Genomic DNA, 26,691 nt, shown 5'->3' with positions numbered 1-26,691 from the left:
CGCTGACAGACCCGCGGTGCCAATAGCGCATGCTGCGAATACTGCCCATCCACCAGTTGGACGGCGGCGCGGAGGCGGCGGAGTACCGGGTGTGGGTCCGCGCGCCCGACCATGTGCCGCCGGTCGACGGCGTCGACTACGACCAGGCGCCACCGAGCGGCTGGAGCCGTCACCGAAGTCGGCGGTCCGCGAGGTGCTCGGGGAGCGCCGCCCTTCGGGGTGGGTGCTGGCGAAGGTGCGTGAGGGGCGGGGCCCGGCCCGGGGTGTGCTGCACGCGCCGGACTACGAAGAGGCTCCGCAGGGCGCGCCGAGCGAACGTCAACGGCCGTGTTCTGTTACACCCCAACGGCTGCGCCCCCCGAACCGGACGGGCTCGGGGGGCGCAGTGGAGGGCGGGCCAGGTGGAGTTAAGGCCGGTGCCACGGCGTGGTCGGCCGCCAGGGTTCAGGCGCCGGAGGTAGCTTGCTGAACGTCGGCAGAGGGACCCGTTCGGCCCGGAGCGCTGCGTCCTCACCGGCCTCGCCCGCGGCGGCCTCTTGGTCCTGGGCGACTCCGGCCGGCGTCCACTCGTGTCCGTCCCACTCCTGGATGCCGCGGGGCGTGTCTGGGGCGACATGGGAACCCTGCTCCGGCTGTTCGCCGAGCGGGACGGCCCGACGTTCCCCGGGCGTGGGACGGCGCTGTTCACGGCGGGCCGCCCACTCCTCGAGAGGTTCGTCTTCCATGGGGTGCTCCCTCCCTTGTCGGATCTCGTCCAGTCTGCCGTATCAGCGCCGCCACAGGACCTACAGCGTTGCTGACCACCCGTCGCGTGACAGAGTCGTTTTGCCGTCCGGGGTGATGGTGACCCGTGCCCCATATACGGGGAGTTGGCCGTGGCACAGCCACCACCAGCGGATTTCCTCGAGCTCGTCGTATACAGGCGGCGCGGGCCGCTCTGGTGCACCGTCGCGGTCACCCGCCCGGCCTGGTGCTCGCCCGCGCCCAGGACCCGTCCGCATGCAGCATCCACGTCATGCGGCTGCCGTCGTCACCGGTGCCGGTGTGGTGCTCGATGCCGGGGACCATGAGCGAGAGCATCGACCACACCTCCCAGGCCTGCATGACATCCAGCACGGGGAACGGCGACTTGGTGACTTCCTCGCCTTCATCGCCGACGGCCTTGGCGAACACCTCGTTCAGCGCCGGCGGGTAGTCGTCGCCGGAACGAGTGGCCATGAAGGAGGCTCGATCCCACTCGACGCGCCCTGTCGCGCCACCGTCGTTGGTCTTGTTGGCGGTGACGATGAGGCCGGTGCCCGCAATCGTCGTCACGAGCCGGCCGCCGGGGGCGAGAACTTCCAGCCACTGAGCGGGGATACGCGGCATGGAAACCATGGACACGATCCGGTCGAAGGTCCCCGGAAGTTCGTTCCCGGCATCGGCGGTGACAACGGTCGGGTGCAAGCCGATCCGGTCGAGACGCGTGGCCGCGGCCTCCGTCAAGTATGGGTCGACGTCCAGCGTCGTCACCAGGTGCTCGCCGAGCCGGTGGCAGGCCAGGGCAGCGCTGTATCCGGATCCGGTGGCCACGTCCAGCAGTCGAACGCCCGGGGTGACACGGCCATGCCGGAGCATCGTCAGAACGAGGCTCGGCAGCGTGGCCGACGAGGTGGGGTGTCCGACGATGATCTGGTCTCGCTCGGCATGATCGGCGTGTGCGGGCCTGACTCGCGTGACCAGCGTCGTGTCCGCATAGGCGGCCGTCACCCATGCCGCGTTGTCGGACGGCCCGTCGACGACCGTCCACCCGCCCTCGCTGGGGGTGAACCAGCGCTCTACGAGCGCGTGCCGGGGCGTGGCGGCGACGGGTGCCCACCAGTCCGATTCCGGGTACGCGATCCGGGCCGCGAGGCCCGCCGCGTACGGTTCCCAGTCCATCAGTTGCCTCCTTGCAACTCGTCGGCGATGGCTTCGACGATCGGCAGGCCGGTCTCTCCTTGGATCCAGTCCCACTGACCGCAAGGGTTGACCTCGAGGAACGTCCACTGCCCGTCAGGGCCCACGATGAAGTCTGCGGCCCCGTAGCGAAGCTGGAGCCTCTCCATCAGGTGCCGCATTCCCTTGGCGGCCTGCTCGGGGACCGTGGTGGGGGTGTAGGTCAAGGACTTGTAGTCGCTGCGCCAGTCCTCGTGTGCGGCTTCGCTCCCGGCGTGGATGGCGACGGCGAACATGCGCTCACCAACGACCGTGAGACGAACCTCGTGCTCCTTGCTGACCCAGGCCTGGAAGAGGTGCGCGGTGGTGTTGATCCCCCGCAGGTCGTCGAGGTCCTCCGGGCGCAGGCGTTGCGTATACACGGACTTGAGCTGGCCGTCCTCGATGAGCACGGGGGAGGCGACCGGCTTGCACACGATCGTCCCGGCGGTCTCGGCGGCGAATGCCCGTACGTCCTCGGGCCTGTTCGTGATCAGGGTGGGTGGGATGAGCAGCCCGCAGGCGCGAGCGGCCGCGAGCTGCACGGGCTTGTACTCGGCGCGGGCCATGGCGGTCGGGTGGTTCACCCAACGGCATTCGAGCGCGGACAGGACACCGCCAAGGCGGCGCGGGCTTGGGCGGCTTGGAACCTCTCCTCCGGGCCAGACATTCCCTGGGGGAATTGGAACGCCCCGGGGGCGCGGTAGTAGACCGCGTCGACCCGGGACAGCTCCACCGTCCGGTGGTCGGTGGTGAGTTCGCCCGTCCATGCGCGTCCCTGGTCGATCCTTCCGGCCAGGGCGAGCTGCTGCGGGAAGTCCGCGGTGTCCATGCGGAATACCTCGACTCCCCGGCCCCCCAGTTCGACGACGACCCTGTCAGTGGGCCAGTCGTCGGAGGCAGCGATGATCAGGACGGGCGAGGTCATCAGTCCTTCGGCCCCTCGTCCAGCGGCGGCGGGTTCGTCGTCGAGCCGTCCGGGACGGTCGGCGTGTGCGTGTTCGCCATGCACGTCAGCAGGCCGCCGTCGTCGGAGATGTTGACCTGGCGGCCGTAGTCGTAGGCGTGCGCCGGGATGCGGGCGGCCCCGGTGGAGTCGGGGACGCGAGCGAACCGCAACGCCCACGGCCGGGTCTGCTCACCCGACGGTGCTTCCTCACTGAACGGGGTACGGCCTCCGGGCGGGGTGAGGGAGAAAGCCTCACGTTCCAGAGCTGTGGTCACAGTTTTCTCCAATTCGTCGTGGTGGTGCGGGACCCCGGCGCGGGACGGGACCTTGTCGTGGGGGAACACGAGTCGGGCAGTAGTCCCCGCGCCGGGGGGGCTATGGGGTGAGCGCGGGCGGAGCGTGCGGCCTGTCCGATGGCCAAGGTCAGACGGCACCTGGCCACCGGACAGGGATTCATGGGATTGCCGCGGCGAAGGCGACGACGGTGGTGCGGCGCAGCTCTCGGACGACCTGGCGGGCCACGACGAACGGCAGGTCGGGCGAGTCGTACAGGACGAGGGCGTCAGGGTCGGGCTCGCCCTGCTCCCCGGGGCGGGGGTAGAGCGTCCCGCGGACACTGATCTGTTCGGCCTCGCCGACATGGAGCTCCACATGGCCATCACGCAGCCGCGGGCACACCTTCGGTGCCACCTTCGCGCACGGCTCGCACATGGGCGGGATAGCGGTACGCACGCCTTCCCAGGACTCCGGCACCGTGTCGTCCAGGAGCGGGAGAATCCACAGCATCCCGCGCTCATCGCGGGCGGCCGGCTTCTTGCACAGCGCGCACAAGAAGTCCTCCATTGCGGCCTTCTGCCGCTCGGGGTGGAGTTCGGCGGCGTACTCGGGGTGGCCCGTGGCCGTGCCGCCGCATAACTTCCACAGCGCGTTGTCCAGGTCGCGTTGTAGGGCGTCCTGCACGGGTCTGCGTACGAGACGCCGGCTGAGCTGATGATCACCCGCGCGTCCGGTGTGATCTCCCCCGTCCTCGGGATTACGTACGGCGCTATCGGTCTGTCCACGGTGTTCCCCCGTATGGCGGCTGCAGCAAATAGGTAGCAAGGGGTCCCTGTGGCCGGAACCGGAACCGTTCCGGCGGCAGGGGAGGCGGCCCGTGCCCGCTGGCGTTCGAGGGGAGTGTCGCCGGCGAGCACGGAGTCTCAGGTGCTCACCCCGAGTTGGGCAGCGAGCGCAGCGTGGGGGGTCGGCTCGGGACGGAACTGCGCGAGCGCCTGGTGCAGCGGTCCAAGTCGTACGAGTCGGTCGCTCGCTGACGGCCGGAGCCAGTAGGGCCGCGGCGGTGCAGTGCGGTTGAGGGACGGCAGGGTGATCGTGTGTGGAGCGCCCAGGCATACGGCGTGGGAGTGCGATGCCCACTGGGCGGACGATCCTGGAGGGACCAGCCAGTAGAGCCACCCGTTCGCGGGGTCCTCGAAACGCCGATGCTGGACGCGATCCACGCGGATCCGGCAGGTCGGCGCCCTGTGGGGCGGAAACGAACGGGGACTGTGGCGGATGTGCACCGTCGACAAGGCCGTGCGCAGCATCGTGTCAGGCATCGAACGTCGCGCGCAGACGATCACCGCGCGCCGCGCCCACGCGATCGTCGCGACAGCCCCCGGTTTCTTCCGGCCGTTCGTCGACCGCGTCGGGTTCACGACCAAGACCATCACCGAGGCCAGCGCTGCCTCCTCACCCAGCGGCGGCCTTCCGCCCACATCCTCCACCGTGAGTTGTGAATTTGAGGAACAAAGCGCTGGATTGAGGTAGTCGAAGGCAAGACCGTCCGGCTGTCTGAAGGCGAATCCGCGCGCAGAGGCGCCGTAGAGCCCTAATAGACGCGCGGGTTGGAGCGCAAACAGGTACAGGAAGTCGCGAACTCGTTTGCTTCCGACCGCGCGGCGCAGAAGATCCGCCGCCAGGAGCGGGGTCATCAGTACGCCGAAGCCCAGCTCATCGCACTTGGAACACCGATGCCGCGGGCCGGCTGCACCCCGGCCGTCTGGCTCCGGGAGGCCCTTGTGGCGGTCGGCGCACGCAACGTACGGCACCGCGGAGCACACCGCTTCTGCGGGTAATGTCACGTTGGCTGACCGGTGGGATGATCTTCGGGTCGATCAAGCTGGGAGGGTCGTCCGTGGGCAGTGCGTCGCTGTCGTACAAGGGGCACCGGTACCCGGTCGAGGTGATCTCCCACTGCGTGTGGCTGTACTTCCGGTTCCCGTTCAGCTTCCGTGAGGTCGAGGAGTTGATGCTTGAGTGCGGCGTGATCGTCTCCTACGAGACCATCCGCCGCTGGTGAGTGAAGTTCGGGCAGCGGTACGCCAATTCGCTGCGCCGTCGCGGGCCCCGGCCTGGTGGCAAGTGGCACCTGGACGAAGTCTTCATCAAGATCAACGGCGAGCAGAAGTGCCTCTGGCGGGCTGTCGACCAGGCCGGCATGGTGCTGGACATCCTGGTGCAAGAACCGGCGGGACAGGACCGCGGCCAGGCGATTCTTCCGTCGTCTGGTGAAAAGGACCCGTACGGTGCCGCGGGTGGTCGTCACGGACAAGCTCCGCTCCTACGGCGCCGCTCACCGCGAGGTCATGCCCTCGGTCGAGCGCCGCTCGCACAAAGGGCTGAACAACCGGGCGGAGAACAGCCGTCAGCCGACGAGGCAGCGTGAACGGGCGATGAAGGGCTTCCGCTCCGCTGGAGGGGCGCAGCGGTTCCTGTCCGCGTTCAGCGGTGTCTCACCGCACTTCCGGCCCTGCCGCCATCTGATGACCGCCCCCGACTACCGAGCCGAAATGACCATCCGCTTCGCCATCTGGGACCACATCACCGGCACCGCCGGCCAGCCCGCAACAGCCTGACCCAAGGTCGACACCCCGCCCCACCACACCCCGGTACACCATCAGGCACCCACACACCCAACAACGTGACAACGCCCTGCTGACGGCTTATCGCACGCCTCTCCTCCCTACAGAACGACCACATCACTCTCAAGGTCTGCGAGGCGGGCCGCGTCGAAGTGGCAGAAGGACAGCCGGGTGTCGGGGTGCCCTTCACCTTCTCGGCGTCAGAGTCGGTGGACGCCGGAGCCAATCGCCGGGTCGGTCCGCAGGTCGTCAAGCCCGTCACCCGGCTGGAGAAGACCCACCGCGGTCCATTCCCTGGCCAGAGTCGAGGACGTTGCCGCAGCGGTGACCACGGACTCTCAAGCAGCCGACGGTCGGGCGAAAGTGCCTGAGCAGCTGTGCATAGGGAGACTTTATGTGACGGAAGCGTTGACCGGAGTAGGCGCAGAACCTATCTTCTGACCGATTCCACGAACCGCGTTCGATATACCGACATCGACGGTATCTCCGCACCGCCAGCACCAGAGGGAGCACCCTGTGAGACCTGAGCTCACCCGCCGGACGGTCCTCGGCATGATCGCCGGCTCGGCCGCCGCCACCGTCACCGGTGTCTCGGCCGGCACCGCCCACGCCGCCGTGCCCGCATCCCCCGGTGTGACCTACACGAACACCATCGCCGAGCAGCGGGCCGACCCGCACATCTTCAAGCACACCGACGGCTTCTACTACTTCACCGCCACCGTGCCGGCATACGACCGCATCGTGCTGCGCCGGGCCACCACGATCCAGGGGCTCACGTCCGCCCCGGAGACGACCATCTGGAGCAGGCCCACCACCGGTGAGATGGGCGGCTACATCTGGGCCCCCGAGATCCACTTCATCGACGGCAAGTGGTACATCTACGTCGCCGCCGGCGCCTCGTGGGACGTCTGGAGGATCCGGCCCTACGTCCTGGAGTGCGCGGACGCGAACCCGATCACGGGCACCTGGACGGTGAAGGGGCGCATCGTACTGCCGCTGAACACCTTCTCGCTCGACGCGACGACCTTCGCCGTGAACGGCACCCGCTACCTCTCCTGGGCGCAGAACGACCCGGCCGTCGGCCGCGGCACCAACCTCTACATCGCCCAGATGTCCAGCCCATGGACGATCACCGGCACGCCGGTCATGATCAGCCGGCCGACCGCCTCGTGGGAACTCGCCGGTGGCCAGACGGTCAACGAGGGTCCGGCCGTGATCCAGCGGAACGGCAAGGTCTTCATGACCTTCTCGGCCGCCGCCACCGACGCCAACTACTGCATGGGCCTGCTGACCGCCTCCGCCTCCGCCGACCTGCTGAACGCCTCCTCCTGGGCCAAGACCCCGAACCCCGTCTTCGCGAGCTTCGCCGCCACCAGCCAGTACGGCCCCGGCCACAACCAGTTCACGGTCTCCGAGGACGGCAAGTCGGACATCCTCGTCTACCACGACCGCAGCTACAAGGACATCAGCGGTTCCCCGCTGAACGACCCCAACCGCCGCACCCGCGTGCAGAAGATCTACTGGAAGGCCGACGGCACCCCCGACTTCGGCATCCCGGTCGCCGACGGCCTGACCCCGATCCGGCTCTCCTCCTACAACTACCCCGACCGGTTCATCCGGCACTGGGAGTTCCGCGCCAGGATCGACCCGAACGTCTCCCCGCTGGCCGACTCGCAGTTCCGGGTCGTCACCGGTCTCGCCGGCACGGGCACCGTCTCTCTGGAGTCGGCGAACTTCCCCGGCTACTTCATGCGCCACAAGAACAGCGAGGTGTGGGTGGAGAAGAACGACGGAACGTCGCTGTTCGCCGGTGACGCCTCCTTCATCGCCCGGGCCGGCCTCGCGGACTCCGCCGGAGTCTCGTACGAGTCGTTCAACCTGCCGGGCAGCTACATCCGCCACTACAACTACCTGCTGCGGGTTCAGGCTCCCGGCACGACGACCGCCCGGGCGGACGCCACCTTCTACACCCAGTGACCCACGCTGGCGTTCGGTAACCCCTCGGGCAGCCCCTACCGCCGCACGCGAAGAGTCCCCACGCCCCGGACGGGAAAGCCTTCAGAACCGGTCAGGACGAGGGTGAGAAGACGCCACCACTGGCGAGGCAGGCGGTGCCGAGGCCGCCCACGAGCGGTAACAGGCCACCGAGCAGCGGGCCGACGAACGCGCCGGAGTCGACCCTTTGATGCCGAACCCAGCGAATCCTATTCCGTCCGAAAAGCGAACATTGATCGATCTCGAACGAGCAGAGCGGGAGAGTGGCTCGGACGAGGCGCCGCTGAAAGGACCATCCGTGTTCCGCACCATGAACCGTCAACGGTCGAGTCGTCGCAGGGCGATGCTCGGGGCAGCCCTGCTGTCCCTGATCGCCTCCCTGTTGGGCGTCGTCACGCAGCCCACTGCCGCAGCCGACGGCAAGCCGTTCACCAACCCGGTCAAGTCGCAGAAGGGCGCCGACCCCTGGCTGGAGTACTACGACGGCAACTACTACCTGGTGACGACCACGTTCACCAACAAGCTGCTCATGCGGAAGTCCCCCACCCTCGCCGGGCTGAGCACCGCCCCGAGCGTCGAGATCTGGTCGGACACCACCGCGGGCCGCAACGCCAACATCTGGGCACCGGAGATCCACTTCCTCGACGGCAAGTGGTACCTGTACTACTCCGCCGCGCAGGCCGGCGCCCGCTGCTGCGACACCCAGCGCACCCATGTGCTCGAGAGTTCGGGTACCGACCCGATGGGCACCTACACGTACAAGAACATCCTCACCGACGCCAGCCTCACCCCCGGCCCGGCCGGCGCCCAGGGCTGGCTGATCGACGCCACCGTTCTCAAGCACGACAACCGGCTCTACCTGGTGGGCAGCGGCAAGATCAACGGGAGCACGCAGAGCCTGGTCATCGCCCCGATGAGCAACCCGTACACACTCAGCGGCCCCTTCAAGATCATCTCCAGTCCCACCCTGAGCTGGGAGACCTCCCGCACCCCCGTCAACGAGGGCCCCGAGCCGCTCTACCACGACGGCCGGACCTTCCTGACCTTCTCGGCCAGCGACTGCCAGACACCCGACTACAAGCTGGGCCAGCTGGAGCTCACCGGCAGCGACCCCCTCAACCCCGCCTCCTGGACGAAGAAGCAGACGCCGGTCTTCCAGCGCAGTGATGCCAACAGCGTCTACGGTCCGGGTCACAACGGCTTCTTCACCTCGCCCGACGGCACCGAGAACTGGATCGTCTACCACGCCAACAGCTCAGCCACCGCCGGCTGCGGCAACTCCCGTACCACCCGCGCGCAGAAGTTCACCTGGAACGCCGACGGCACGCCCGACTTCGGTACCCCGGTCGCCCTGGGCACGACGCTGGCCGGCCCGTCCGGCGAGACCGCGACCACCCCTACCGCGTACACCATCGTCAACCGCAACAGCGGCAAGTGCCTCGATGTCGAGGGCGGCAGCACCGCCGACGGCGCCAACATCTTCCAGTGGAGCTGCACCGGTGGCGCCAGCCAGAAGTGGCGCATCGAGGATATGGCCGACGACTCCAGCCGACTGGTGAACGTGGCCACCGGCAAGGTCGCCGACATCGCCAACTGCGGCACCGGTGACGGCACCAACATCCGGCAGTGGTCCTGGCTGAACAACAACTGCCAGAAGTTCCGCCTGATCTACACCGGTGGCGACCACGTCCGGATCACCAACGTCAGCACCGGGAAGGTCGCCGACGTCGCCAATTGCGGCACCGGCGACGGCGTCGACGTGCGCCAGTGGTCCTGGCTGAACAACAACTGCCAGAAGTGGCGGCTCGTGCCCACGACTGCCTGAGCGGCCTGACGCGGCCCGTGCGCCGGGTGGACGCCACAAGCGCTTCGCGAAACAGAGAATCAGATCGTGAAAGCGTGGTGGCCCACCCCCGGCGCACGGCTCGTAGGCGGAGAACCCGAGCGGCCCAGCCCTGGCGGCCTCGCCAGTCGTGCTTCCCCAAGGCGCGTCCCTGACCGTGCTCGGCGTGGACCGACACGGCTGACGCCTACCTCGCCGAAGTGGTCCCCGGCCGTCGGGCGGAGGCGCGGGACTTGGGTGTCCACCTGTGGACCGACCTGCACGGTCAGCTCGTTCTGTGGCGTACCCTGCCGAGTTCCGCCGCCGGCAATGAGGCCATCCTGATCGAGCGGGAGGAGTCCTTGCTGCGACGCCTGCTCCCGGCACCGGAGGCTGCGAGCCCCGCGGAGTGACAGGCCAGGCTGGCTCCCTGCTCCCTGCTCCCTGCTCCCTGCTCCCAGTAGGTGGACGTTCAGGCTCGGGCGACTGCTGCGGTTCGGAGGGCGTCGGGGGTGGTTCCGGTCCAGGTGCGGAAGGCACGGTAGAAGGAGTTGGTGTCGTCGTAGCCGAGCAGGTAGGCGATTTCGGCGATGCGCATGGTGCTGTTGCCGAGGTAGTGGCGGGCGAGGTTTTCGCGGGTCGTGGCGAGGATTTCCTGGAAGCTGGTCCCTTCGAGCTTCAGTTGTCGTTGCAGGGTGCGGTTGCTGACGGCGAGGTGACGGGTGACCGCGGTCATGGAGCTGCCGCCGGCGGGAAGTGTTTCGTGCAGCGCGGCCCGCACCCGCTCGGCGACGCTGGCCGTCGCCTGCAAGTCGGACAGGCGTCGGCGGAGTTCCGGGGCGAAGAACCGCCAGAGTTGCTCGTTCTCGGTGAGGAACGGGCGGTTCGCGTCGGCGGGCGCGAAGGTGATCGCGTGCGTCTGCCCCTTGTGGACTTCTACGCCGAGGTAGTCGTCCAGGCCGGCGTGCTCGGCAGGGAGCCAGGGATCGACGGCCCGGACCGGCCGGAGGTCGTGTCGGGTCGCGATCCGGGCCAGAGCGGGCCAGAACACCATCTCGGAGGCGGCCAGCACGGGCGGCGGGGGCGTGCCCGGCGGCCACCGGAAGCTGATCGTCAAGCCTTGGTCGCCGTTGTCGAGCCGCAGGTGCAGGGGCCCGATGAGGGGCTTGTAGGTGGCGATGCGCTCTGCTGCGGTCCGCAGGTCGGGGCTGCACAGGGCGGCGAAGATCGGCGGGTGGAACATCTCGACCGAGATCGACCGGCCGATCGCGACAGCCAGGTCCGGATCGCCGCTCTCGGCGTCGAGTGCCTCCCACAGCCGGAAGTACTCCTCGAGGGGGAGGTCGACCGGGCCGCGGCCGAACAGGTCGGCAGGCAGCCGGGCGCGCCGGAGCACCCGGGTGGATGACACGCCGAGGTCCTTCAGCAGGACTTTGACGCTGGGATCCAGGGTGAATCGTCCGGTGCTCACGACGGGAGCGTAACGGCCGCCGGCATGCCTGTCACCAACAGATGGCGCCACCCCTCTCGCCAAGCGCGCCATCGAGAGCTGGCGTCATATGCAAGTGGGTTGGCGCGCCACGCTAGTGCCAGGCCGCAGATCCATTTCTAGCGTTTACGGCGAAAGGTCACCACGTCCACCGGAAGGATCGCCACCATGACCACCAAGGTCGCACTCGTCACCGGAGCTTCGTCGGGGATCGGCGAGGCCACCGCACTCAAGCTGCGCGAGGCCGGCTACACCGTCTACGGCGCGGCGCGGCGTGTGCAGCGCATGCAACACCTGACCAAGCAGGGGATCCAGCTGCTGGCCATGGACGTCACCGACGACACCTCCATGCGGGACGGCGTCGAGAAGATCATCGCCGACAACGGCCGAATCGATGTCCTCGTCAACAACGCCGGCTACGGTTCCTACGGCGCCGTCGAGGACGTACCCCTGCAGGAGGCCAGGGAACAGTTCGAGGTCAACGTGTTCGGCGCGGCGCGCCTGACCCAGCTGGTCCTGCCGCACATGCGGGCGCAGCGCTCGGGAACCATCGTCAACATCACCTCGATGGGCGGCCGCATGTACACCTCGCTGGGAGGCTGGTACCACGCCACGAAGTTCGCGCTCGAAGCGCTCAGCGACTGCCTGCGCATGGAGCTCAAGCCCTTCGGGATCGACGTCGTGGTGATCGAACCGGGCGGGGTCAAGTCCGAGTGGGGCGGCATCGCCGCGCAGAAGGTCCGCGCCGTCTCCGGCACCGGCCCGTACGCCCCGCAGGGCAACGCCGTGGCCGAATCGCTCAGTTCGGAGGCCAGTCAACGCCGCATGTCGTCGCCGGACTTGATCGCCAAGACCATCGTCAAGTCCGTCCGGGCACGCCGGCCCAAGACGCGTTACGCCGTCGGCTTCGGTGCCAAGCCCATGATCTTCCTGCACAACATGCTGCCCAACCGCACCTTCGACGCGTTCATGCGCCGCGCCACCGGCGTGCCCGCGAACTATGTGCCCGCGAACAACTGACGTGACGGTCGTGAAGACCGCGCTGGTCACCGGCGCGCCGTAGGGTCTCGGCGAAGCGGTCGCCATCAAGCTGGTCGCCCTCGGCTGCATCGTCCACGGCGCCGCCGGAACCGGCCGGGTCGACGTGCTGGTCACCAACGTCGGCCACGGCTCCTACGGTGCCGTCGAGGACGTGCACATGGACGAGGCGCGCCGCCGGAGGGAGGTCAACGTCTTCGGCGCCGCCCGCCTCACCCAGCTGGTCTTGCCGCACCTGCGTGGCCGACGGGGGACGATCATCGCCCGCAGGATGCACGGCCTGGCCACCCGCATGCGGACCTCTCACCGCGACCCATCGACTTCACCGCACTGCGCTGGTGACTCACCCCGCTCCGCACCGAGGAGAACCCGTGCCACTCCTTGCTCCCGGCGTCATCCACATCGCCATATCCAAGACCAACAACGCCTACCTGATCGACGGTGATGACGGCCTGACCCTCGTCGACGTCGGCAGCGGCAAAGCCGTCGATATGCTGCTGCGCACGATGACCGAGCCGGGCCGAGACCCTGCCGATCTGAACCGGATCGTGCTCACCCATGCGCACCCCGATCACGTGCGGGGCGCGCCCGCACTGCGCGAGCACACCGGTGCCCGCGTCTTGATCCATGCCGCCGACGCAGCGTGGCTGGCCGACGGACGGGTGCCGGCGGACGGCCGGTCCAGCCCGGCAGCCCGGTGGTTCGACCAGCTTCCGGCCGCGCATGGACGCCGTTCAAAGCCGATGCGACGGTTGAAGACGGCGAACTCATCGCTGGTTCCGGCGGTTTGCGTGTGATTCACACGCCGGGCCACTCCCCCCGGCCACATTGCGCCGCTGCACGAACCGCCCGCCCGGTGCTGGTCGGCGACGCAGTGTTCCACGCCCGCCTCCTTGGCTACGGGCCAGCCACCTTCGCCGCCGAGCCCGCCGCCCGTGCATCCGGCGCCGCTCGCATTCCCACTGACGTCACCGCAGTCGGCTTCGGCCACGGCGCTCCGCTGACCGGACCGGGGGTGGATGCGTTCCAGGCATTCCTGGCCAAGCAGCGCTGACCCTCTTCCCACGCAGCTCGTGCTTGTAGGCCACTACACCAGGCTCGGCTTGGGCAGATCAGGAGAACAAAGCGCGCCGTATCACGATCTACGGCTGGAGGTGTGCCACGAACACTGAGAGGGCATCTGATCTAGGCGCATTGCCCTGTATGCCCTAGTAGGTTCCTCGCCAGGTTGGCGTGGTCTCGTCCGTTATGCGCTTGCTGAGATTGTCGATCGAGGCGATGTGGATCATCACCTCGGAGCTGGCCGTGAGCGTCTCATTGTCGCGAGCGAGGCGGCGGTGCATCATGATCCAACCAATACTCCGCTCCACTACCCATGTGGAGTCGCCCGAAGACGCGGCATGGGGATGGATCCCCAACCCAGCCCCAGGACGGTGGGCAAGGATCAGTGAACTTGAGCCTGCACAGCCCACGGCAGGTAACACCGCACTGAGCGCCAAGAGGCGCTGTCCGGACTGCGAACACTTCATTGGCCTGCCCTGACAGCTCACAAGGAACGCCGACGCCAGGGGCGGAGAGAGGAGGCCCTGGCCGTCCCCGCCATCGAGATCGAACGCGTCACGGCCTGACCCGCACACCAAGGCGCCCCGTCCCCGGCATTCCAGCGACACTGTTGGCGAATCAGGCGGTTGTGTCCAAGGCGCCCGCGGGGGCAAGAGGAAGACCGTGTCGGTTTAAGCACTCGTCGGCGAGGGAGGCCAGGTTGCGCAGCCTGTCTGTTGGTCCGGTGGTTCTCGTGAGCAAGTCAGGGTTGCCCTGTGCCGGTAGGTGCCGTGGGCGGTGTATCACGCGGGCGGGAGGTTCGGGCCTTGTTCGAGGGCTTTGAGACCAGGCGGGTTCAGGTCGATGAGGCATCGATTTTCGTTCGCCACGGCGGGGAAGGGCCGCCGGTGGTACTGCTGCACGGCCATCCCCGGACTTCCGCGACCTGGCATCGCGTCGCCCCGCTCCTCGTCCGGCGCGGTTTCACCGTAGTCTGTCCCGATCTGCGGGGGTACGGCCGTTCCACCGGCCCGACGCCTACCGCGGACCACGCCGGGTACTCCAAGCGGGCCGTCGCCGGTGACGTGGTCGAGGTGATGCGCTCTCTCGGCCATGCCCGGTTCGCGCTCGCCGGGCACGACCGCGGATGCAGCGTCGCGCTGCGTCTCGCACTCGATCATCCCGACGCGGTCTCGCGGGTGGCGCTGATCGACGGTTTGCCCCTCACCGAGCACCTGTCTCGCATCACGGTCGAGTTCGCCACGCAGTGGTGGCACTGGTTCTTCTTCGCCCAGCCGGACATACCTGAGCGGGTCATCAACGCCGATCCGGACAGCTGGTACCGCGGCGATCCGCAGAGCATGGGACAGGAGAACCACGACGAGTGGCGCGCGGCCATGAGGAACCCCGATGTGGTGCGGGCGATGCTGGAGGACTACCGGGCTGGCCTCACCATCGACCGGCGGCACGAGGAGGATGACCGCGCCGCCGGGGTACAGATCCGGTGCCCCGCACTGATCCTGTGGTCGCTCCGGGACGACATCGAGGACCTGTACGGGGACCCGGTGAAGATCTGGCGGCAGTGGGCACCGGACGTACGGGGCCACGGCATCGACTCCGGGCACCACGTGGCCGAAGAGGCTCCAGAAGCGCTCGCGTCCTCCCTTGCGGACTTCTTCGCCGGGCGGTCTGAGTAAGAACCCTGCCTGCGCCGCCTGCCGCTCGCCTTCTGGGAGCGCGAATGCACGCTGATGCCTGACAGTGGGGCACAGGCTGAAATGTCAGTGCACCGAGCTCTACGCAGCCGGCCGCAGGGCTGCCAGATGGGACGTGTGGGTGAGGGCCCTTGGGGCGTCAGTCCACCAGGCGTAGAGGCGGTGGAAGTTCATAGCGGTGGCCGTGAGCTGATGCTGCAGCCGCGCCTTGGCCAGGCCGTGATACCGGCATTGGCGCAGGCCGAAGGCTCGAACGCCTTGGCAGCTCGTGCCTTCGACACCGGCCCGGTGCGCGTACTGCTCCTTCCACTCCTGGGTGTCTTGCTGGGCCCGTGCCTGCTGGATCGCTTCATACTCCGCTTGTGGACGGAGGGGATCCGACGGCCCATGTCCCATCTGCTGTTGGAACGGGTGCACTGCTCTCGGCTCTTGCAGGGACGGCAGGCGGCCGGCGGGAACCGCGCTCGGATCACGGCTGCCCCCTCCTGAGAGCGGTCTTCGGCCCAACGGCTGCTGGTGTCGCCCTTGGGGCAGGTCACCTGCCGGTTCTCCCAGTCGATGACGAAGTCCGCCTGGGAGAAGCCGCCGTCCTTGGCCTGCCAGCTGGCAGAGGCGAGGATTGGACCCGCCAGGCTCACGCAGCGTCTCACCGAGCCGTACCCGCCCTTTGATCTGCCGTGCGGCGGTGGGCACGATCATGGAGTCCGTGCGCGCACGGCCGCCGGCCTTGAGCAAGCCGCGTTCCACGGTGGCTTCAAGGACCCGGTCCAGGAGCTGGATCCCGGCGTCTCCCGCGATCAGCCGGTCCCGGGACTCGGTGGGCGTGCACCCCGAAATCACGATCGCCTGGGCCGACTCCGCCTACGCCGGGAAGCTTGTGATCTGGGCGAAGACTCACCTCGGCCTCACCCTGAAGACCGTTAGCCGTCCAAGGACGCGAGCGGGTTCGTCGTCCTGCCCCGCCGCTGGGTGGTGGAGAGGTCGCTTGCCTGGAGCATGCATGCCCGCCGTCACGCCCGGGAGTACGAACGGCTCATCCAGCACTCGGAATCACTGATCACCTGGGCTGCAATCACCATCATGACCGGGCGCGTCACCCGCCGGACCTCCCGCCTCAGCGGCCAGCCTGTTTCCCGAGGAGCCGCACGAGACTGAACGTCTTCAAGGACAGCGTCATCTCCTCGGCCCGCGCCGCAACTACTGTGTCCTCCGATCCCCAGGCAGCGGATCCGAATGTCGTCCAGGTCCTGACTGCCGCGGCAGGAGCTGCCACGGTTCCTGGTGGGGGCTCTTGATGGGCGATCACCATGCTCAGTGGCAGTTGCTGATCCACCCAAACGCACCGGACTTTGCAAACTCACCTGGGCTTGAGGCCGTGCAGCATCAGGTGCACCAGTTGGGGGACGCCGTCGAGAGTGGTCTGAGTGTCGAGCCGGTGGTTGGCGGCTAGGGTGGCGGTGCCCTGGAGGGTGGCGCCCACGACGAGAGTGAGGTGGGTGGGGTCCCCCTCGATGATCTCCCCGCGCTTCTGGGCGTGTGCGATGATCCGCTCCAGCGTCCCCACCGCACGGTCGACGGCGGCGGCCATCTCCTCGGAGGCGTCGGGGTCGTGCTTGCGGGCGAACATGAGCTCCAGGAGCTCGGCGTTCTCGGTGGCGAAGCCGAGATAGGCCCGGGCGAGGGTGACGAGTCGCGGTTCCAGCGGGAGGGCGGGGTCGTCGACGGCGGTCAGGGCCCGGGTCAGCCGCTCGTAGCCGGTGAGCGCCAGGGCGTTGAGCAGGGCCTGCTTGTCCTTGAAGTGCCGCCCCGGGGCGGCATGGCTGACGCCGATGTCCCGGGCCAGTTCCCGCAGGGACAGGGCCCCGGCCCCCTTCTCCCGCAGGGTGCGCTCCGCGCTCGCGAGCAGGGCGGAGCGGAGGTCTCCGTGGTGGTAGGGGCGGGTCTCGCGGCTCTCGGATTTCTCGGACGGCATGGGCACCATCGTATCCGGATGTAGACGGCGCCAGCATTGTTGTCATTGGCATCATTATTGTCGACGTCTACATTGCGGTCATGGCTACTGACACGTGGAACGCGACCGACCTCCCTGACCTCACGGGCCGCACGGCCGTGGTCACCGGAGCCAACAGCGGTATCGGCCTCAAGGCGGCGGAGGCGCTGGCCCGCGCGGGCGCGCATGTCGTGTTCGCCGTACGGGATTTGGAGCGCGGCCACGCGGCGGCGGCCACCGTGCACGGCAGCACGGAGGTCCGCCGCCTCGATCTGGCGGACCTGTCCTCGGTACGGGAGTTCGCGGCGGACTGGCAGGGCGAACTGCATCTGCTGCTGAACAACGCCGGTGTGATGATGCTGCCGGAGCAGCGCACGCGGGACGGCTTCGAGATGCAGTTCGGCACGAACCACCTGGGGCACTTCGCCCTGACCAACCTGCTGCTGCCGCACATCACCGACCGGGTCGTCACCATCTCCTCGACCATGCACCGCGGCGGCACCGGAGTGATCGACTTCGCCGACCTGAACCGGACGGAGAACTACAGTTCCATGGGCGCCTACGCCCAGTCGAAGCTCGCGAACCTCCTCTTCACCCTGGAGGCTCCAGCGCCGCCTCACGGAGGCGGGCTCCCCGGTCCGCGCCATCGCCGCCCACCCCAGGTACGCCGCCACCAATATCGGGAGCCATGTGGCGAGCCCGCTGTCCCGGCTCTTCACGAAGCTCGGCAACCGGTTCATGGCCCAGGACGACAAGGCGGGCGCGCTGCCCACCCTGTACGCGGCGACGCAGGACCTCCCCGGCGCGAGCTACGTCGGCCCGGACGGCTTCCAGGAGATGCGCGGTGCACCCACCCTGGTCGGCCGGAGCGCGGCGGCGAGCGACCCGGAGGCGGCGAAGAGGCTGTGGACGATGTCGGAGGAGCTGACGGGGACACGGTTCCCGCTTGAGACGGCCGTACGCGGCTGAGTGCGACCCGTCGGATGGGCGAAGAAACCCCCGCCCGCACACACCCGCTCTCCCGCTTGCCCGGTGCCCTCGGACACCCCGCCAGCTTAAGGTCCCAAAGCTACTCAAAACCCGGGATCAGAAACAGGCACTGACGCGGTCATGCCCCGCACACGAAGAAGCCCCTGCTCATCGAACAGGGACTCCCTTTGCCACACGCACTTAATCATCGGTGGCAGCGGCTTCCTGGGCACCGAGCTGATTCGGCAGGCCACCGCAGCCAAGCAGGTCACGGCAGCGACGTACGCCACCAGGCCCGGCGACGCCGCCAGGCCGCCTGGTACCCCCTCGATCTGCGGGACGCCAGCCGCCTGGACGCCGTCATGAGCGAGGTGAGCCCGCGTCTCGTCATCAACGCATCGAGCGGCGGGTCCGACTGGGCCGTGATGGCGCAGGCCGCCATCCAGCTCGCAATGACTGCGGCAAGTCAAGGTGTCCGCCTCGTCCACGTTTCCAGTGATGCCGTGTTCTCCGGGGCCCGGGTCCACTACGACGAATCGTGCCTGCCTGACCCCATCACCCCCTACGGAGCGGCGAAGGCGGCGCCGGAGACGGGGATCCTCGCCGTGCACACGGAAGCTGTAGTCGCCCGCACGTCGCTGATCATCGGCGACAAGGCGGTCGTGTGAGGCATGCGGTTCCCGTTCCTGTGGGCGCGGCGTCGTCGCCCCGCGTGCCGTGGTGGGGAACAGGATCCCGACGCCGTCGGTGGCTCCGCAAGGCGGCTTCTGCCAGACGGAAGAGCGTCCCGGGAAGGGCTGGTCAGAGCCCTGTGGTCACGCCCCACGGAAGGGCCTGTCCCGAACGCAGGTGGTCCTTGAGCCACAGCTCGGTGTTGCTGACGTGCAGCAGTGCGGCGGCCTGGCTGAGGGAGGCGTCGCGGACGGACAGGGCCCGGAAGATCGCCTCGTGTTCGGCGAGGGTCCGGCCGGAGGCCTCGGTGTCGACCAGGCCGCGCCAGATGCGGGCGCGCAGAGTGCGCCCGGAGATGCTTTCCAGGAGCGTGAGGAGCGTTTCGTTGCCGGTGGCCGAGATGACGGCGCGGTGGAACGCGGCGTCGTGAGCGTTGAGCCGTTCCACGTCGTCCTGGGCTTCGCGCATGGCGTTCAGGTGCTGCTCGACCTCGGCCAGTTGCTCGTCGGAGATCCGGGTGGCGGCCAGTGCGGTGGCGACCGGTTCCAGGAGCCGTCGTGTCTCCATGAGGTCCTGGAGCGCGGCGGAATCGCCCTGCAGCAGTTCCACCGCACCGCCGAGCCCTTCCAGGAGGAGGCTCGGCTGCAGGCTGGTCACGTAGGTGCCGTCGCCCCGCCGGACCTCCAGGACCCGGGCGACGGCCAGCGCCTTCACGGCCTCCCGGGCGAGGTTGCGGGACAGGCCCAGCTGGGCGGCCAGCTCCGGTTCCGGCGGGAGCTTCGAGCCCGGCGGCAGCGCTCCGCTGCGGATCAGCTCCCGGATCTGCCCGATGGCCTTGTCCGTCAGCGACACCGCGCGCTCCTTCCGGGCCCGTGCGCCGCGGGCACGTCCGACCTGATGAGTTCCCGGGCGCGGAGATCGTCCCAGAGCGCGTCGGGGACGTACCGGCGGTGGAGTTCTACGTTCCGTACGACCTGCTGCGGATTTCGCATACCGAGGGTGACGTTGATGATACTGCGGTGGGTGTAGGGGAAGGCGATCGCGGCGGCGGGCAGGGTGGTGCCGTGGGCCGCGCAGACGTCGGCGATCGCCCGAGCGCGGTCGAGCAGCTCCGGCGGGGCCTCCTGGTAGTCGTACTTCATGCCCTCGGTGGGGTGGTCGCGGGAGAGCAGCCCCGAGTTGAACACGCCGACGGCCACCACGCTCTTGCCGAGTTCCTCGGCGGCGGGCAGGACGTCGTCCAGTGCCGACTGGTCGAGGAGGGTGTACCGGCCGGCCAGCATCACCACGTCGGCCGCTGTCTCGCGCAGGAAGCGGGCGAGCATGGCCGACTGGTTCATTCCGGCGCCGATCGCGCCGATCACTCCCTGGTCCCGGAGCTCCGCCAGGGCCGGCATGGCCTCCTCCGCCGCCTGCCTCCAGTGGTCGTCGGGATCGTGCAGGTAGACGACGTCCAGGCGGTCCAGGCCGGTGCGCTCCAGCGTGTCCTCGATAGAGCGGTGCACTCCGTCCCGGCTGAAGTCCCACTGCCGGCGCAGGTCGTCGCGCACCGCGAAGCCCTCGGTGTCGGTGCCGCGCGGGTGCTCGTTGGGCACGAGCAGGCGGCCGACCTTGGAGGAGACGACGTACGCGTCACGTGGCCGGCCCGCCAGCGCTGCCCCCAGGCGGCGCTCGGAGAGACCGAGCCCGTAGTGCGGTGCGGTGTCGAAGTACCGGATGCCCGCTTCCCAGGCCGCCTCGAGTGCGGCCTGCGCGTCGTGGGCCGGGGTGACTCTGTAGAGGTTGCCGATGACGGATGCCCCGAAGCCGAGTCCGGTGAGCTCGACCGGGGTGCTCGCGACCTTCCGGCGCCCGATGCTGTGCGGTGTCAACTGTGCTCCTTCGGAAGCGGCGAAGGCGTGAGCGTCCATGGGTCCCTCACCTTCTGACGGCGGCCGAGCCGCCTGCCATGAGTGCCTCGACCTCGGCGAGCGAGGCCATGGACACGTCGCCGGGGGTGGTCATGGTGAGGGCGCCGTGCGCGGTGCCGTAGGCCAGGGCTCGGCTCAGTCCGGCGGTGTCGAGGTCGGCCACGGGCGCGGCACGGCCCGCCGGTCCGTCCTCGTCACCGCCGAGGGTCAGCAGTGCGTAGATCAGGCCGGCCGCGAATCCGTCGCCCGAGCCGATGCGGTCCAGGACGTGCAGGCCGGGCAGTTCCGGGCCGCGGACGAAGCCGGTACGGGGCGACCAGGCGGCCGAGGACCAGTCGTTGACGCCGGCCGAGGGCACGTCCCGCAGGGTGGTCGCGAGCACCTCGGCCCGGGGCAGGAGCGCGGCCACTTCGACGAGGGCGTCGGGCACCTCGTCCGCCGTGATGCGTACCGCGCCCGGGTACGGTCCGGCCAGGCCCAGGGCGCCCACCACGACGTCGGCGTGGCGGGCGAGCCGCAGGTCGACCTCGCGGGCGGCGGCGGCGGCGCCCCTGCCGGCCCACAGACTGGGGCGGTAGTTGGGGTCGTAGGAGACCCTGACACCGTGCCGTCGAGCGGCCGCCATGGCCTCGTCCGCGACGTCCACGGTGGTGTCCGACAGACCGGCGAAGACGCCGCCGGTGTGGAACCAGCGCGGCCCCGTCGAGCCTGGGGAGAAGACCGCGTCCCAGTCGACGTCCCCCTTGCGCAGCTGCGAGACGGCGGTGTTCGCGCGGTCGCTGACGCCCACCGCGCCTCGGATGCCGTAGCCGCGCTCGACGAAGTTGAGGCCGTTGCGGGCGGTGCGGCCGATGCCGTCGTCGGGCACCCAGCGGATGAGGGAGGTGTCGACGCCGCCCTGGAGGATCAGGTCCTCGACGAGCCGCCCCACCTGGTTGTCGGCGAGGGCGGTCACGACGGCCGTACGCAGGCCGAAGCAGCGCCGCAGTCCGCGGACGACGTTGTACTCACCGCCGCCTTCCCAGACCTGGAAGGTGCGGGCGGTGCGGATCCTGCCCTCGCCCGGGTCGAAGCGGAGCATCACCTCGCCGAGGGCCACCACGTCGTTCACGTCGCGCTCCCGTGCACGGCCTCGGCGGTCAGCCGGCGGATCTCGTCGTACTCGCCGCGCTCCAGGTGGGCGGGGGTGGCCATCCAGCTGCCGCCGACGGCGAGGACCGCCGGGAGGGCGAGGTAGGCGGGCAGGCGCGGAGCGTCGATGCCGCCCGTCGGCACGAACCGTGCCTGGGGGAAGGGAGCCGCGAGGGCACGCAGCATCGGGATGCCGCCGAGGGGTTCGGCGGGGAAGAGCTTGACGGTGTCGAGGCCGCACCGCAGGGCGCGCATCAGCTCGGTCGCCGAGGCGATGCCGGGCACCACGGGCACGCCCAGCTCACGGCACTTGGCGACGACGTCCTCGTCGAAGCCGGGCGAGACCACGAAACCGGCTCCCGCCGCCACGGCACGCTCCGCCTGCTCGGGCGTGAGGACCGTACCGGCGCCGACGGTCAGCCCTCCGTGGGCGGCCATCGTCTTGAGCACCTGCTCGGCGTCGGGGGTGCGGAAGGTGACCTCGGCGCACCGGGCGCCGCCCGCCGCGAGCGCGTCGGCCAGCGGGCCGGCCATCGCGGCGGCGGGCACCGTCAGCACCGGCAGCACGCGGGCGCCGTCCAGCACGGCGGCCAGGTCGGTGCCGGTCATCGGCCGAGCCATCCGCCGTCGACGGGCAGGACGACGCCGTGGACATAGGCGGCGGCGTCCGAGGCGAGGAACACGGTGGCGCCCGCGAGGTCGTCGGCGCTGCCCCAGCGGGCGGCCGGGATCCGCTCCAGGATGGCCTTGCTGCGTACCGGGTCGTCCTGGAGGGCCTGGGTGTTGTCGGTGGCGATGTAGCCGGGGGCGATGGCGTTGACGTTGACGCCGTGCGGGGCCCACTCGTTGGCCAGGGCCTTGGTCAGTCCGGCGATCCCGTGCTTGGCGGCGGTGTAGCCGGGGACGGTGATGCCGCCCTGGAAGCTGAGCAGCGACGCCGTGAAGACGATCTTCCCCTGGCCGCGCGCCACCATCGACGCGCCCACCGCGCGGGACAGGGCGAACTGCGCGTTGAGGTTGACCTGGAGCACCAACTCCCAGTCCTCGTCGGTGTGTTCGGCGGCCGGGGCGCGGCGGATGGTGCCCGCGTTGTTGACCAGGATGTCCACCGGGCGCTCCCGTCCCGCCAGGTCGGCGCCCAGGGCGCGGACGGCTTCGGGGTCGGCGAAGTCGGTGCGGAGGGCCTCGAAGGTGCGGCCCGCGGCCAGGACGTCCTTCTCCACGTCGCTGCCGGTCTCCTCCAGCTGGGCGCTGACGCCGATGACGTCCGCGCCGGCCTCGGCGAGGGCGCGGGTCATGGCGCGGCCGATGCCGCGGCGGGCACCGGTGACGACGGCGAGCCTGCCGGTCAGGTCGAAGGCGTTCACTGGTCGGCTCCCTGGGAGTCGTCGGTGCAGTCCACGAGGATCTTCATCACGTCGCCGCCGCCCTCCAGGGCCTCGAACGCGTCGGGCGCCTGTGCCATGGGGACGACTTTGCTGATCAGCTGCTCGGCCGGAACGGTGCCGTCGGCCACCAGGGTCACCGCCCGCTCGAAGTCGGAGCGGTCGTACAACCGGGCGCCCACGAGGGTGAGTTCGCGCCAGAAGAAGCGGTGCAGGTTCACCTCGCGGGGCCGGGGGTGGATGGCCACGAGGCACAGCCGCCCGCGCACCCCCAGCACGTCGACCGCCGTGTCCACCCCGCCTTGCGCGCCGGAGACCTCGAAGGCGACGTCCGCACCGGCGTCGCCGGTCCACTGCCGGACCAGCTCGGGCGGGTCGTCGGCGGCCGGGTCCCAGGTCGTGAGCCCCAGCTTCTCGGCGAGCCGCCGACGGTGGGCGCTCAGCTCGACGACCCGGACCTCGGCTCCGGCGGCGCGGGCGACCAGGGCGATGAGGATGCCGACGGGGCCGCCGCCGACCACGACGGCCTTCTCGCCCGCGCGGACCTGGGCCCGGCCGACGTCGTGCACGGCGACCGCGGTGGGCTCCACCAGGGCCGCGTGGTCGAGCGGGAGGGAGCCGGGCAGCCGTACCAGGGTCGTGGCGGGCACGGTCCAGCGCTGCTGCATCGCGCCCGGCGAGTCGATGCCGATGAAGTCGAGGTGCTGGCAGATGTGCTGGTGGCCGGCGTGGCAGGCCGGGCAGGTGTCGTCCCAGCGCAGCGGCATCACGGTGACCGCGTCACCGGGCGCCCAGTTCTCCACTCCCGCGCCCACCCGCACGATCCGGCCGGACATCTCGTGGCCGAGGACGGCGGGCGCGGCGACCCGGGCGTCCATGTCGCCGTGGAAGATGTGCAGATCGGTGCCGCAGATACCGACATAGGCGGGGGCGATCTCCACCTCGCCGGGGCCGGGGGGCGGGTTCTCGGCGGGCGCGGTGTCCAGGGTGCGGGCGGCGAGGTAGCGGACGGCGAGTGTCATCTCAGGGTCCCTTCGGCGCGGACGCCGATCGTGAGCAGCAGGTTGGCGTAGGTGCGGATGTCGGCGGTGACGACGACGAGGGCCAGGTCGGGCGAGCGGGCGGCGTCGTAGAACGCGAAGCGGCCGAGCGTCTCGACGGGGACGGGCGCCAGCATCGAGCGGTACTCGGCGATGGCGGGCGGCTCCGGCTCGCCCTCGGGCGGCACCATCACGTGCGCCGACTCGACGGGCAGAGCCCGCAGCAGGACGTCGAGCACGGTGGTGGCGTCCAGCAGACCCGGCGCCAGGTTGAGGTGGACGGTTCTGGCGCGCGGGCCGGTGGCGGTGCTCGCCGGGTAGTGGCCGTCGGCGAGCAGGACCCGGGCGCCGTGCCCGGCGCCCGCCAGGGCTTCGAGGATGCCCGGGTGCAGGAGTTCGGTCATCAGCATGCGGTGCGCTCCTTCCTTCGAGCGGGGTCGAGGCGGTAGAACGTGGTGGCGGTTTTGGCGAGGACCGCCTCGGTCTCGGCGGCGGAGCAGCCGGCGAGGAGTTCCCCGACGGTGGCGGCCCAGCGGTTCCAGCCGCCGGCCAGGGCGCAGACCGGCCAGTCCGAGCCGAACATCAGCCGGTCCGGGCCGAAGGCCGCCAGCAGGACCTCCCACACCGGCCGGATGTCGTCGACGGTCCACTTCTCGTGGTCGGCCTCGGTGATCAGTCCCGACACCTTGCACCGCACCTGGGGGTGCGCGGCCAGCCGCCGCACGCCCCGCTCCCAGTCGCCCAGGTCACGTCGGACGATGGGTGGTTTGCCGGCGTGGTCGAGGACCAGGGGAAGGCCGGGGAGGCGTTCGGCCAGGCGGATCGCCTGCGGGAACTGGTGGTCGCGGATCAGCAGGTCGTACCCGAGGCCGCGTCCGGCCACCGCCCGCAGTCCCCGCTCCACCGAAGGCCGTTGGAGCCAGGTGGCGTCGGACTCGCCTTGGACGAGGTGACGTAGGGCCCGCAGGTACGTGCCGCCGGGCCCGGCGCGCAGCGCGTCGAGGATGTCGCCGATCGCCGGGGACGTGAGGTCCGCCCAACCGACGACCGCGCCGACGAGCGGGTCGCCGTCGGCCAGGGCGAGGAACTCGCGCGTCTCGTCGAGCGACGCCACGCACTGGACGAGCACCGTGCACTCCAGCCGCCGACCCGCGATCGGCCTGGTCGCGGCCGTGCGCAGGTCGTCGGTGCCGAAGCTGCGGCGCAGGGGCTCGTGTCCGGGCTCGTCGAGCCAGGACTGTGGCCGGATGTCCAGGTCCCACACGTGGTGGTGGGCGTCGACGAGGATCTGGGCGTCAGACACGGGCCGTCCACACGGGGCCGTCGGGGTAGGTGTACTCCTTGAGGGACTCGGGGTGCATCTGCGCGCTCAGCCCCGGCAGGGCCGGCGCGAGGTAGTGGCCGTCGGCGATGCGGACCGGGTCGACGAAGTGCTCGTGCAGGTGGTCGACATACTCGATGACGCGGTCCTCGGTGGTGCCGGAGACGGCGACGTAGTCGAACATCGACAGGTGCTGCACCATCTCGCACAGGCCCACTCCTCCGGCGTGCGGGCAGACCGGCACGCCGAACTTCGCGGCGAGCAGCAGGATGGCGATGTTCTCGTTGACGCCGCCGACGCGGGCGGAGTCGATCTGCACGATGTCGACGGCCTCTGCTTGCAGGAGCTGCTTGAAGACGACCCGGTTGGCGATGTGTTCGCCGGTGGCGACCTTGATGGGGCCGACCGCCCTGCGGACGGCGGCGTGGCCGAGGATGTCGTCGGGGGAGGTGGGCTCCTCGATCCAGTACGGGTCGTAGGGGGCGAGGGCGAGCATCCAGTCGATGGCGGGCTGGACGTCCCATCTCTGGTTGGCGTCGACGGCGATGCGGATGTCCGGCCCGACGGTCTCGCGGGCGGTGCGCATGCGCCGTACGTCGTCCTCCAGGTCCGCGCCGACCTTCAGCTTGATCTGGGTGAAGCCGTCGGCGACGGCCTCGCGGGACAGGCGGGCCAGCTTCTCGTCGGAGTAGCCCAGCCAACCGGGGGTGGTGGTGTAGGCGGGGTAGCCGCGCTCCAGCAGACGCGCGACGCGCTCCTGGCGGCCGGGCTCGGCACGGCGCAGGATCTGAAGCGCCTCCTCGGGGGTGAGGGCGTCGCTGAGCCAGCGGAAGTCGACCTGCGCGACCAGGTCCTCGGGCGACATCTCGCCGAGGAAGCGCCACACGGGCTTGCCCGCGCGCTTGGCGGCCAGGTCCCAGGCGGCGTTGACGACCGCGCCGGTGGCCATGTGGATGGCGCCCTTCTCCGGGCCCAGCCAGCGCAGTTGGGGATCGTGCACGAGGGAGCGGGAGAAGGCCCCGAGGTCGGCGCAGACCTCTTCGACCGAGAGGCCGACCACGTGCGGGGCGAGGGCCGCGATGGCGGCGGCCTGGACATCGTTGCCGCGGCCGGTGGTGAAGGCGAGGGCGTGGCCCTCCAGTGCGTCGTCGGCGTCGGTACGCAGGACGACGTAGGCGGCGGAGTAGTCAGGCTCGGGGTTCATGGCGTCCGAGCCGTCGAGGTGTTCGGAGGTGGGGAACCGCACGTCCAGGACGTCCAGGGCGGTGATGCGGGCGGATGCGGGCAGGGTGGAGGACATGGCGGCAACTCCTGTGAGGGCAAAGGGGGAATCGGGCCCCTTGCGACGAGCGGTGAACGCGGCGC

The 26,691-nt window shown here is 69.8% G+C and carries 27 protein-coding genes and 6 pseudogenes; 14 read left to right on the top strand and 19 right to left on the bottom strand.

Features of this window, described 5'->3' with window-relative positions; genetic code table 11:
* Window positions 1-59: 59 nt before the first annotated feature.
* Window positions 60-310, top strand: a pseudogene (locus ACZ4YY_RS34820) (DUF6233 domain-containing protein); the annotation flags it as partial.
* A gap of 97 nt (window positions 311-407) precedes the next feature.
* Here ACZ4YY_RS34820 and ACZ4YY_RS34815 read toward each other — a convergent pair.
* From ACZ4YY_RS34815 to ACZ4YY_RS34790, 6 genes are all read right to left on the bottom strand, one after another.
* Window positions 408-725 carry a DUF6087 family protein gene (locus ACZ4YY_RS34815; protein ID WP_468299036.1) on the bottom strand — a complete coding sequence of 106 codons (318 nt, stop codon included), beginning with the start codon at window positions 723-725 and terminating at the stop codon, window positions 408-410.
* A 229-nt stretch (window positions 726-954) separates the two neighbouring features.
* On the bottom strand, window positions 955-1,920 hold the full coding sequence (locus tag ACZ4YY_RS34810; protein ID WP_468299034.1) for a methyltransferase domain-containing protein: 966 nt from the start codon (window positions 1,918-1,920) through the stop codon (window positions 955-957).
* On the bottom strand, window positions 1,920-2,543 hold the full coding sequence (locus ACZ4YY_RS34805; protein ID WP_468299032.1) for an MvdC/MvdD family ATP grasp protein: 624 nt from the start codon (window positions 2,541-2,543) through the stop codon (window positions 1,920-1,922). Before ACZ4YY_RS34805 ends, ACZ4YY_RS34810 begins: the two co-directional genes overlap by 1 nt.
* Complete coding sequence (locus tag ACZ4YY_RS34800; RefSeq protein WP_468299031.1) at window positions 2,540-2,884, bottom strand: MvdC/MvdD family ATP grasp protein; 345 nt, start codon at window positions 2,882-2,884, stop codon at window positions 2,540-2,542. Before ACZ4YY_RS34800 ends, ACZ4YY_RS34805 begins: the two co-directional genes overlap by 4 nt.
* A complete protein-coding gene (tgmA, locus tag ACZ4YY_RS34795; protein ID WP_468299029.1) occupies window positions 2,884-3,180 on the bottom strand; it encodes a putative ATP-grasp-modified RiPP in 297 nt (98 codons plus the stop codon). Before tgmA ends, ACZ4YY_RS34800 begins: the two co-directional genes overlap by 1 nt.
* A gap of 178 nt (window positions 3,181-3,358) precedes the next feature.
* Complete coding sequence (locus ACZ4YY_RS34790) at window positions 3,359-3,865, bottom strand: hypothetical protein (RefSeq protein ID WP_468299027.1); 507 nt, start codon at window positions 3,863-3,865, stop codon at window positions 3,359-3,361.
* A gap of 594 nt (window positions 3,866-4,459) precedes the next feature.
* On the opposite strand from ACZ4YY_RS34790, the gene ACZ4YY_RS34785 reads away from it, so the two are divergent.
* The 5 genes and pseudogenes from ACZ4YY_RS34785 (at window position 4,460) to ACZ4YY_RS34765 (ending at window position 10,038) form a co-directional block, all read left to right on the top strand.
* Entirely contained in the window at window positions 4,460-4,714 is a 255-nt protein-coding gene (locus tag ACZ4YY_RS34785; RefSeq protein ID WP_468299025.1) for a hypothetical protein, read from the top strand.
* A gap of 331 nt (window positions 4,715-5,045) precedes the next feature.
* Window positions 5,046-5,802 (top strand): annotated as a pseudogene (locus ACZ4YY_RS34780) (IS6 family transposase).
* Window positions 5,803-6,360: 558 nt separating this feature from the next.
* A complete protein-coding gene (locus ACZ4YY_RS34775) occupies window positions 6,361-7,785 on the top strand; it encodes a family 43 glycosylhydrolase (protein WP_468299072.1) in 1,425 nt (474 codons plus the stop codon).
* Between the two features lie 328 nt (window positions 7,786-8,113).
* Window positions 8,114-9,628 carry a family 43 glycosylhydrolase gene (locus ACZ4YY_RS34770; RefSeq protein WP_468299070.1) on the top strand — a complete coding sequence of 505 codons (1,515 nt, stop codon included), beginning with the start codon at window positions 8,114-8,116 and terminating at the stop codon, window positions 9,626-9,628.
* 251 nt (window positions 9,629-9,879) lie between these two features.
* Window positions 9,880-10,038: a hypothetical protein gene (locus ACZ4YY_RS34765; protein WP_468299023.1), complete on the top strand. Its 159-nt coding sequence runs from the start codon at window positions 9,880-9,882 to the stop codon at window positions 10,036-10,038.
* A 59-nt stretch (window positions 10,039-10,097) separates the two neighbouring features.
* On the opposite strand, the gene ACZ4YY_RS34760 is transcribed toward ACZ4YY_RS34765, so the two are convergent.
* Window positions 10,098-11,096 carry an AraC family transcriptional regulator gene (locus tag ACZ4YY_RS34760; protein ID WP_468299021.1) on the bottom strand — a complete coding sequence of 333 codons (999 nt, stop codon included), beginning with the start codon at window positions 11,094-11,096 and terminating at the stop codon, window positions 10,098-10,100.
* A 186-nt stretch (window positions 11,097-11,282) separates the two neighbouring features.
* On the opposite strand from ACZ4YY_RS34760, the gene ACZ4YY_RS34755 reads away from it, so the two are divergent.
* The 5 genes from ACZ4YY_RS34755 (at window position 11,283) to ACZ4YY_RS34735 (ending at window position 14,890) form a co-directional block, all read left to right on the top strand.
* On the top strand, window positions 11,283-12,134 hold the full coding sequence (locus ACZ4YY_RS34755; RefSeq protein ID WP_468299019.1) for an oxidoreductase: 852 nt from the start codon (window positions 11,283-11,285) through the stop codon (window positions 12,132-12,134).
* Between the two features lie 64 nt (window positions 12,135-12,198).
* Window positions 12,199-12,597, top strand: a complete 399-nt coding sequence (locus tag ACZ4YY_RS34750) for an SDR family NAD(P)-dependent oxidoreductase (RefSeq protein ID WP_468299068.1) — start codon at window positions 12,199-12,201, stop codon at window positions 12,595-12,597.
* Window positions 12,524-12,949: an MBL fold metallo-hydrolase gene (locus tag ACZ4YY_RS34745; protein ID WP_468299017.1), complete on the top strand. Its 426-nt coding sequence runs from the start codon at window positions 12,524-12,526 to the stop codon at window positions 12,947-12,949. Before ACZ4YY_RS34750 ends, ACZ4YY_RS34745 begins: the two co-directional genes overlap by 74 nt.
* A gap of 59 nt (window positions 12,950-13,008) precedes the next feature.
* Window positions 13,009-13,206, top strand: a complete 198-nt coding sequence (locus ACZ4YY_RS34740; protein WP_468299015.1) for a hypothetical protein — start codon at window positions 13,009-13,011, stop codon at window positions 13,204-13,206.
* A gap of 814 nt (window positions 13,207-14,020) precedes the next feature.
* Entirely contained in the window at window positions 14,021-14,890 is an 870-nt protein-coding gene (locus tag ACZ4YY_RS34735; RefSeq protein WP_468299067.1) for an alpha/beta fold hydrolase, read from the top strand.
* Between the two features lie 99 nt (window positions 14,891-14,989).
* Here the strand turns inward: ACZ4YY_RS34735 and ACZ4YY_RS34730 are convergent, their stop codons facing one another.
* Together ACZ4YY_RS34730 and ACZ4YY_RS34725 are read right to left on the bottom strand one after the other, a co-directional pair.
* Window positions 14,990-15,304 (bottom strand): transposase, encoded by a 315-nt coding sequence (locus tag ACZ4YY_RS34730; RefSeq protein WP_468299065.1) that lies wholly within the window; start codon window positions 15,302-15,304, stop codon window positions 14,990-14,992.
* Window positions 15,277-15,447, bottom strand: a pseudogene (locus ACZ4YY_RS34725) (transposase); the annotation flags it as partial. The pseudogene ACZ4YY_RS34725 and the gene ACZ4YY_RS34730, both read right to left, overlap by 28 nt.
* A 287-nt stretch (window positions 15,448-15,734) precedes the next feature.
* Between ACZ4YY_RS34725 and ACZ4YY_RS34720 the strand changes: the two are divergent.
* A pseudogene (locus ACZ4YY_RS34720) lies at window positions 15,735-16,009 on the top strand (transposase); the annotation flags it as partial.
* Between the two features lie 256 nt (window positions 16,010-16,265).
* On the opposite strand, the gene ACZ4YY_RS34715 reads toward ACZ4YY_RS34720, so the two are convergent.
* Entirely contained in the window at window positions 16,266-16,889 is a 624-nt protein-coding gene (locus ACZ4YY_RS34715; protein WP_468299013.1) for a TetR/AcrR family transcriptional regulator, read from the bottom strand.
* A 71-nt stretch (window positions 16,890-16,960) separates the two neighbouring features.
* Here ACZ4YY_RS34715 and ACZ4YY_RS34710 point away from each other — a divergent pair.
* Both ACZ4YY_RS34710 and ACZ4YY_RS34705 read left to right on the top strand, forming a co-directional pair.
* Window positions 16,961-17,867 (top strand): annotated as a pseudogene (locus tag ACZ4YY_RS34710) (oxidoreductase).
* A gap of 141 nt (window positions 17,868-18,008) precedes the next feature.
* Window positions 18,009-18,520: pseudogene (locus ACZ4YY_RS34705) on the top strand (sugar nucleotide-binding protein); the annotation flags it as partial.
* Between the two features lie 148 nt (window positions 18,521-18,668).
* On the opposite strand, the gene ACZ4YY_RS34700 reads toward ACZ4YY_RS34705, so the two are convergent.
* From ACZ4YY_RS34700 to ACZ4YY_RS34660, 9 genes are read right to left on the bottom strand one after another with little or no spacing between them, the layout of a single operon-like run.
* Window positions 18,669-19,391, bottom strand: a complete 723-nt coding sequence (locus tag ACZ4YY_RS34700; protein WP_468299011.1) for a FadR/GntR family transcriptional regulator — start codon at window positions 19,389-19,391, stop codon at window positions 18,669-18,671.
* Window positions 19,382-20,449: an aldo/keto reductase gene (locus ACZ4YY_RS34695; protein WP_468299009.1), complete on the bottom strand. Its 1,068-nt coding sequence runs from the start codon at window positions 20,447-20,449 to the stop codon at window positions 19,382-19,384. Before ACZ4YY_RS34695 ends, ACZ4YY_RS34700 begins: the two co-directional genes overlap by 10 nt.
* 7 nt (window positions 20,450-20,456) lie before the next feature.
* Window positions 20,457-21,560, bottom strand: a complete 1,104-nt coding sequence (locus ACZ4YY_RS34690) for a PfkB family carbohydrate kinase (RefSeq protein ID WP_468299007.1) — start codon at window positions 21,558-21,560, stop codon at window positions 20,457-20,459.
* Window positions 21,557-22,189 carry a bifunctional 4-hydroxy-2-oxoglutarate aldolase/2-dehydro-3-deoxy-phosphogluconate aldolase gene (locus ACZ4YY_RS34685; RefSeq protein WP_468299005.1) on the bottom strand — a complete coding sequence of 211 codons (633 nt, stop codon included), beginning with the start codon at window positions 22,187-22,189 and terminating at the stop codon, window positions 21,557-21,559. Before ACZ4YY_RS34685 ends, ACZ4YY_RS34690 begins: the two co-directional genes overlap by 4 nt.
* Window positions 22,186-22,947: an SDR family oxidoreductase gene (locus ACZ4YY_RS34680; protein WP_468299003.1), complete on the bottom strand. Its 762-nt coding sequence runs from the start codon at window positions 22,945-22,947 to the stop codon at window positions 22,186-22,188. The genes ACZ4YY_RS34685 and ACZ4YY_RS34680 overlap by 4 nt, the downstream gene beginning before the upstream one ends.
* Window positions 22,944-23,987: a zinc-dependent alcohol dehydrogenase gene (locus tag ACZ4YY_RS34675; protein WP_468299001.1), complete on the bottom strand. Its 1,044-nt coding sequence runs from the start codon at window positions 23,985-23,987 to the stop codon at window positions 22,944-22,946. Before ACZ4YY_RS34675 ends, ACZ4YY_RS34680 begins: the two co-directional genes overlap by 4 nt.
* On the bottom strand, window positions 23,984-24,415 hold the full coding sequence (locus ACZ4YY_RS34670) for an RbsD/FucU domain-containing protein (RefSeq protein ID WP_468298999.1): 432 nt from the start codon (window positions 24,413-24,415) through the stop codon (window positions 23,984-23,986). The genes ACZ4YY_RS34675 and ACZ4YY_RS34670 overlap by 4 nt, the downstream gene beginning before the upstream one ends.
* Entirely contained in the window at window positions 24,409-25,308 is a 900-nt protein-coding gene (locus ACZ4YY_RS34665; protein ID WP_468298997.1) for an amidohydrolase family protein, read from the bottom strand. The genes ACZ4YY_RS34670 and ACZ4YY_RS34665 overlap by 7 nt, the downstream gene beginning before the upstream one ends.
* Window positions 25,301-26,626 carry an L-fuconate dehydratase gene (locus ACZ4YY_RS34660; protein WP_468298995.1) on the bottom strand — a complete coding sequence of 442 codons (1,326 nt, stop codon included), beginning with the start codon at window positions 26,624-26,626 and terminating at the stop codon, window positions 25,301-25,303. Before ACZ4YY_RS34660 ends, ACZ4YY_RS34665 begins: the two co-directional genes overlap by 8 nt.
* Window positions 26,627-26,691: the final 65 nt, after the last annotated feature.

Source organism: Streptomyces sp. NPDC030143 (assembly GCF_055573695.1).
This window is presented reverse-complemented; position numbering and strand designations above follow the sequence as displayed.

Excerpts from the sequence above, each read along its gene's own strand:
- ACZ4YY_RS34815 (WP_468299036.1), bottom strand. The coding sequence starts at position 725 with ATGGAAGACGAACCTCTCGAGGAGTGGGCGGCCCGCCGTGAACAGCGC.
- ACZ4YY_RS34810 (WP_468299034.1), bottom strand. The coding sequence starts at position 1,920 with ATGGACTGGGAACCGTACGCGGCGGGCCTCGCGGCCCGGATCGCGTAC.
- ACZ4YY_RS34800 (WP_468299031.1), bottom strand. The coding sequence starts at position 2,884 with ATGACCTCGCCCGTCCTGATCATCGCTGCCTCCGACGACTGGCCCACT.
- ACZ4YY_RS34785 (WP_468299025.1), top strand. The coding sequence starts at position 4,460 with ATGTGCACCGTCGACAAGGCCGTGCGCAGCATCGTGTCAGGCATCGAA.
- ACZ4YY_RS34775 (WP_468299072.1), top strand. The coding sequence starts at position 6,361 with ATGATCGCCGGCTCGGCCGCCGCCACCGTCACCGGTGTCTCGGCCGGC.
- ACZ4YY_RS34770 (WP_468299070.1), top strand. The coding sequence starts at position 8,114 with ATGAACCGTCAACGGTCGAGTCGTCGCAGGGCGATGCTCGGGGCAGCC.
- ACZ4YY_RS34755 (WP_468299019.1), top strand. The coding sequence starts at position 11,283 with ATGACCACCAAGGTCGCACTCGTCACCGGAGCTTCGTCGGGGATCGGC.
- ACZ4YY_RS34730 (WP_468299065.1), bottom strand. The coding sequence starts at position 15,304 with ATGGGACATGGGCCGTCGGATCCCCTCCGTCCACAAGCGGAGTATGAA.
- ACZ4YY_RS34715 (WP_468299013.1), bottom strand. The coding sequence starts at position 16,889 with ATGGTGCCCATGCCGTCCGAGAAATCCGAGAGCCGCGAGACCCGCCCC.
- ACZ4YY_RS34695 (WP_468299009.1), bottom strand. The coding sequence starts at position 20,449 with ATGGACGCTCACGCCTTCGCCGCTTCCGAAGGAGCACAGTTGACACCG.
- ACZ4YY_RS34685 (WP_468299005.1), bottom strand. The coding sequence starts at position 22,189 with ATGACCGGCACCGACCTGGCCGCCGTGCTGGACGGCGCCCGCGTGCTG.
- ACZ4YY_RS34675 (WP_468299001.1), bottom strand. The coding sequence starts at position 23,987 with ATGACACTCGCCGTCCGCTACCTCGCCGCCCGCACCCTGGACACCGCG.
- ACZ4YY_RS34670 (WP_468298999.1), bottom strand. The coding sequence starts at position 24,415 with ATGCTGATGACCGAACTCCTGCACCCGGGCATCCTCGAAGCCCTGGCG.
- ACZ4YY_RS34660 (WP_468298995.1), bottom strand. The coding sequence starts at position 26,626 with ATGTCCTCCACCCTGCCCGCATCCGCCCGCATCACCGCCCTGGACGTC.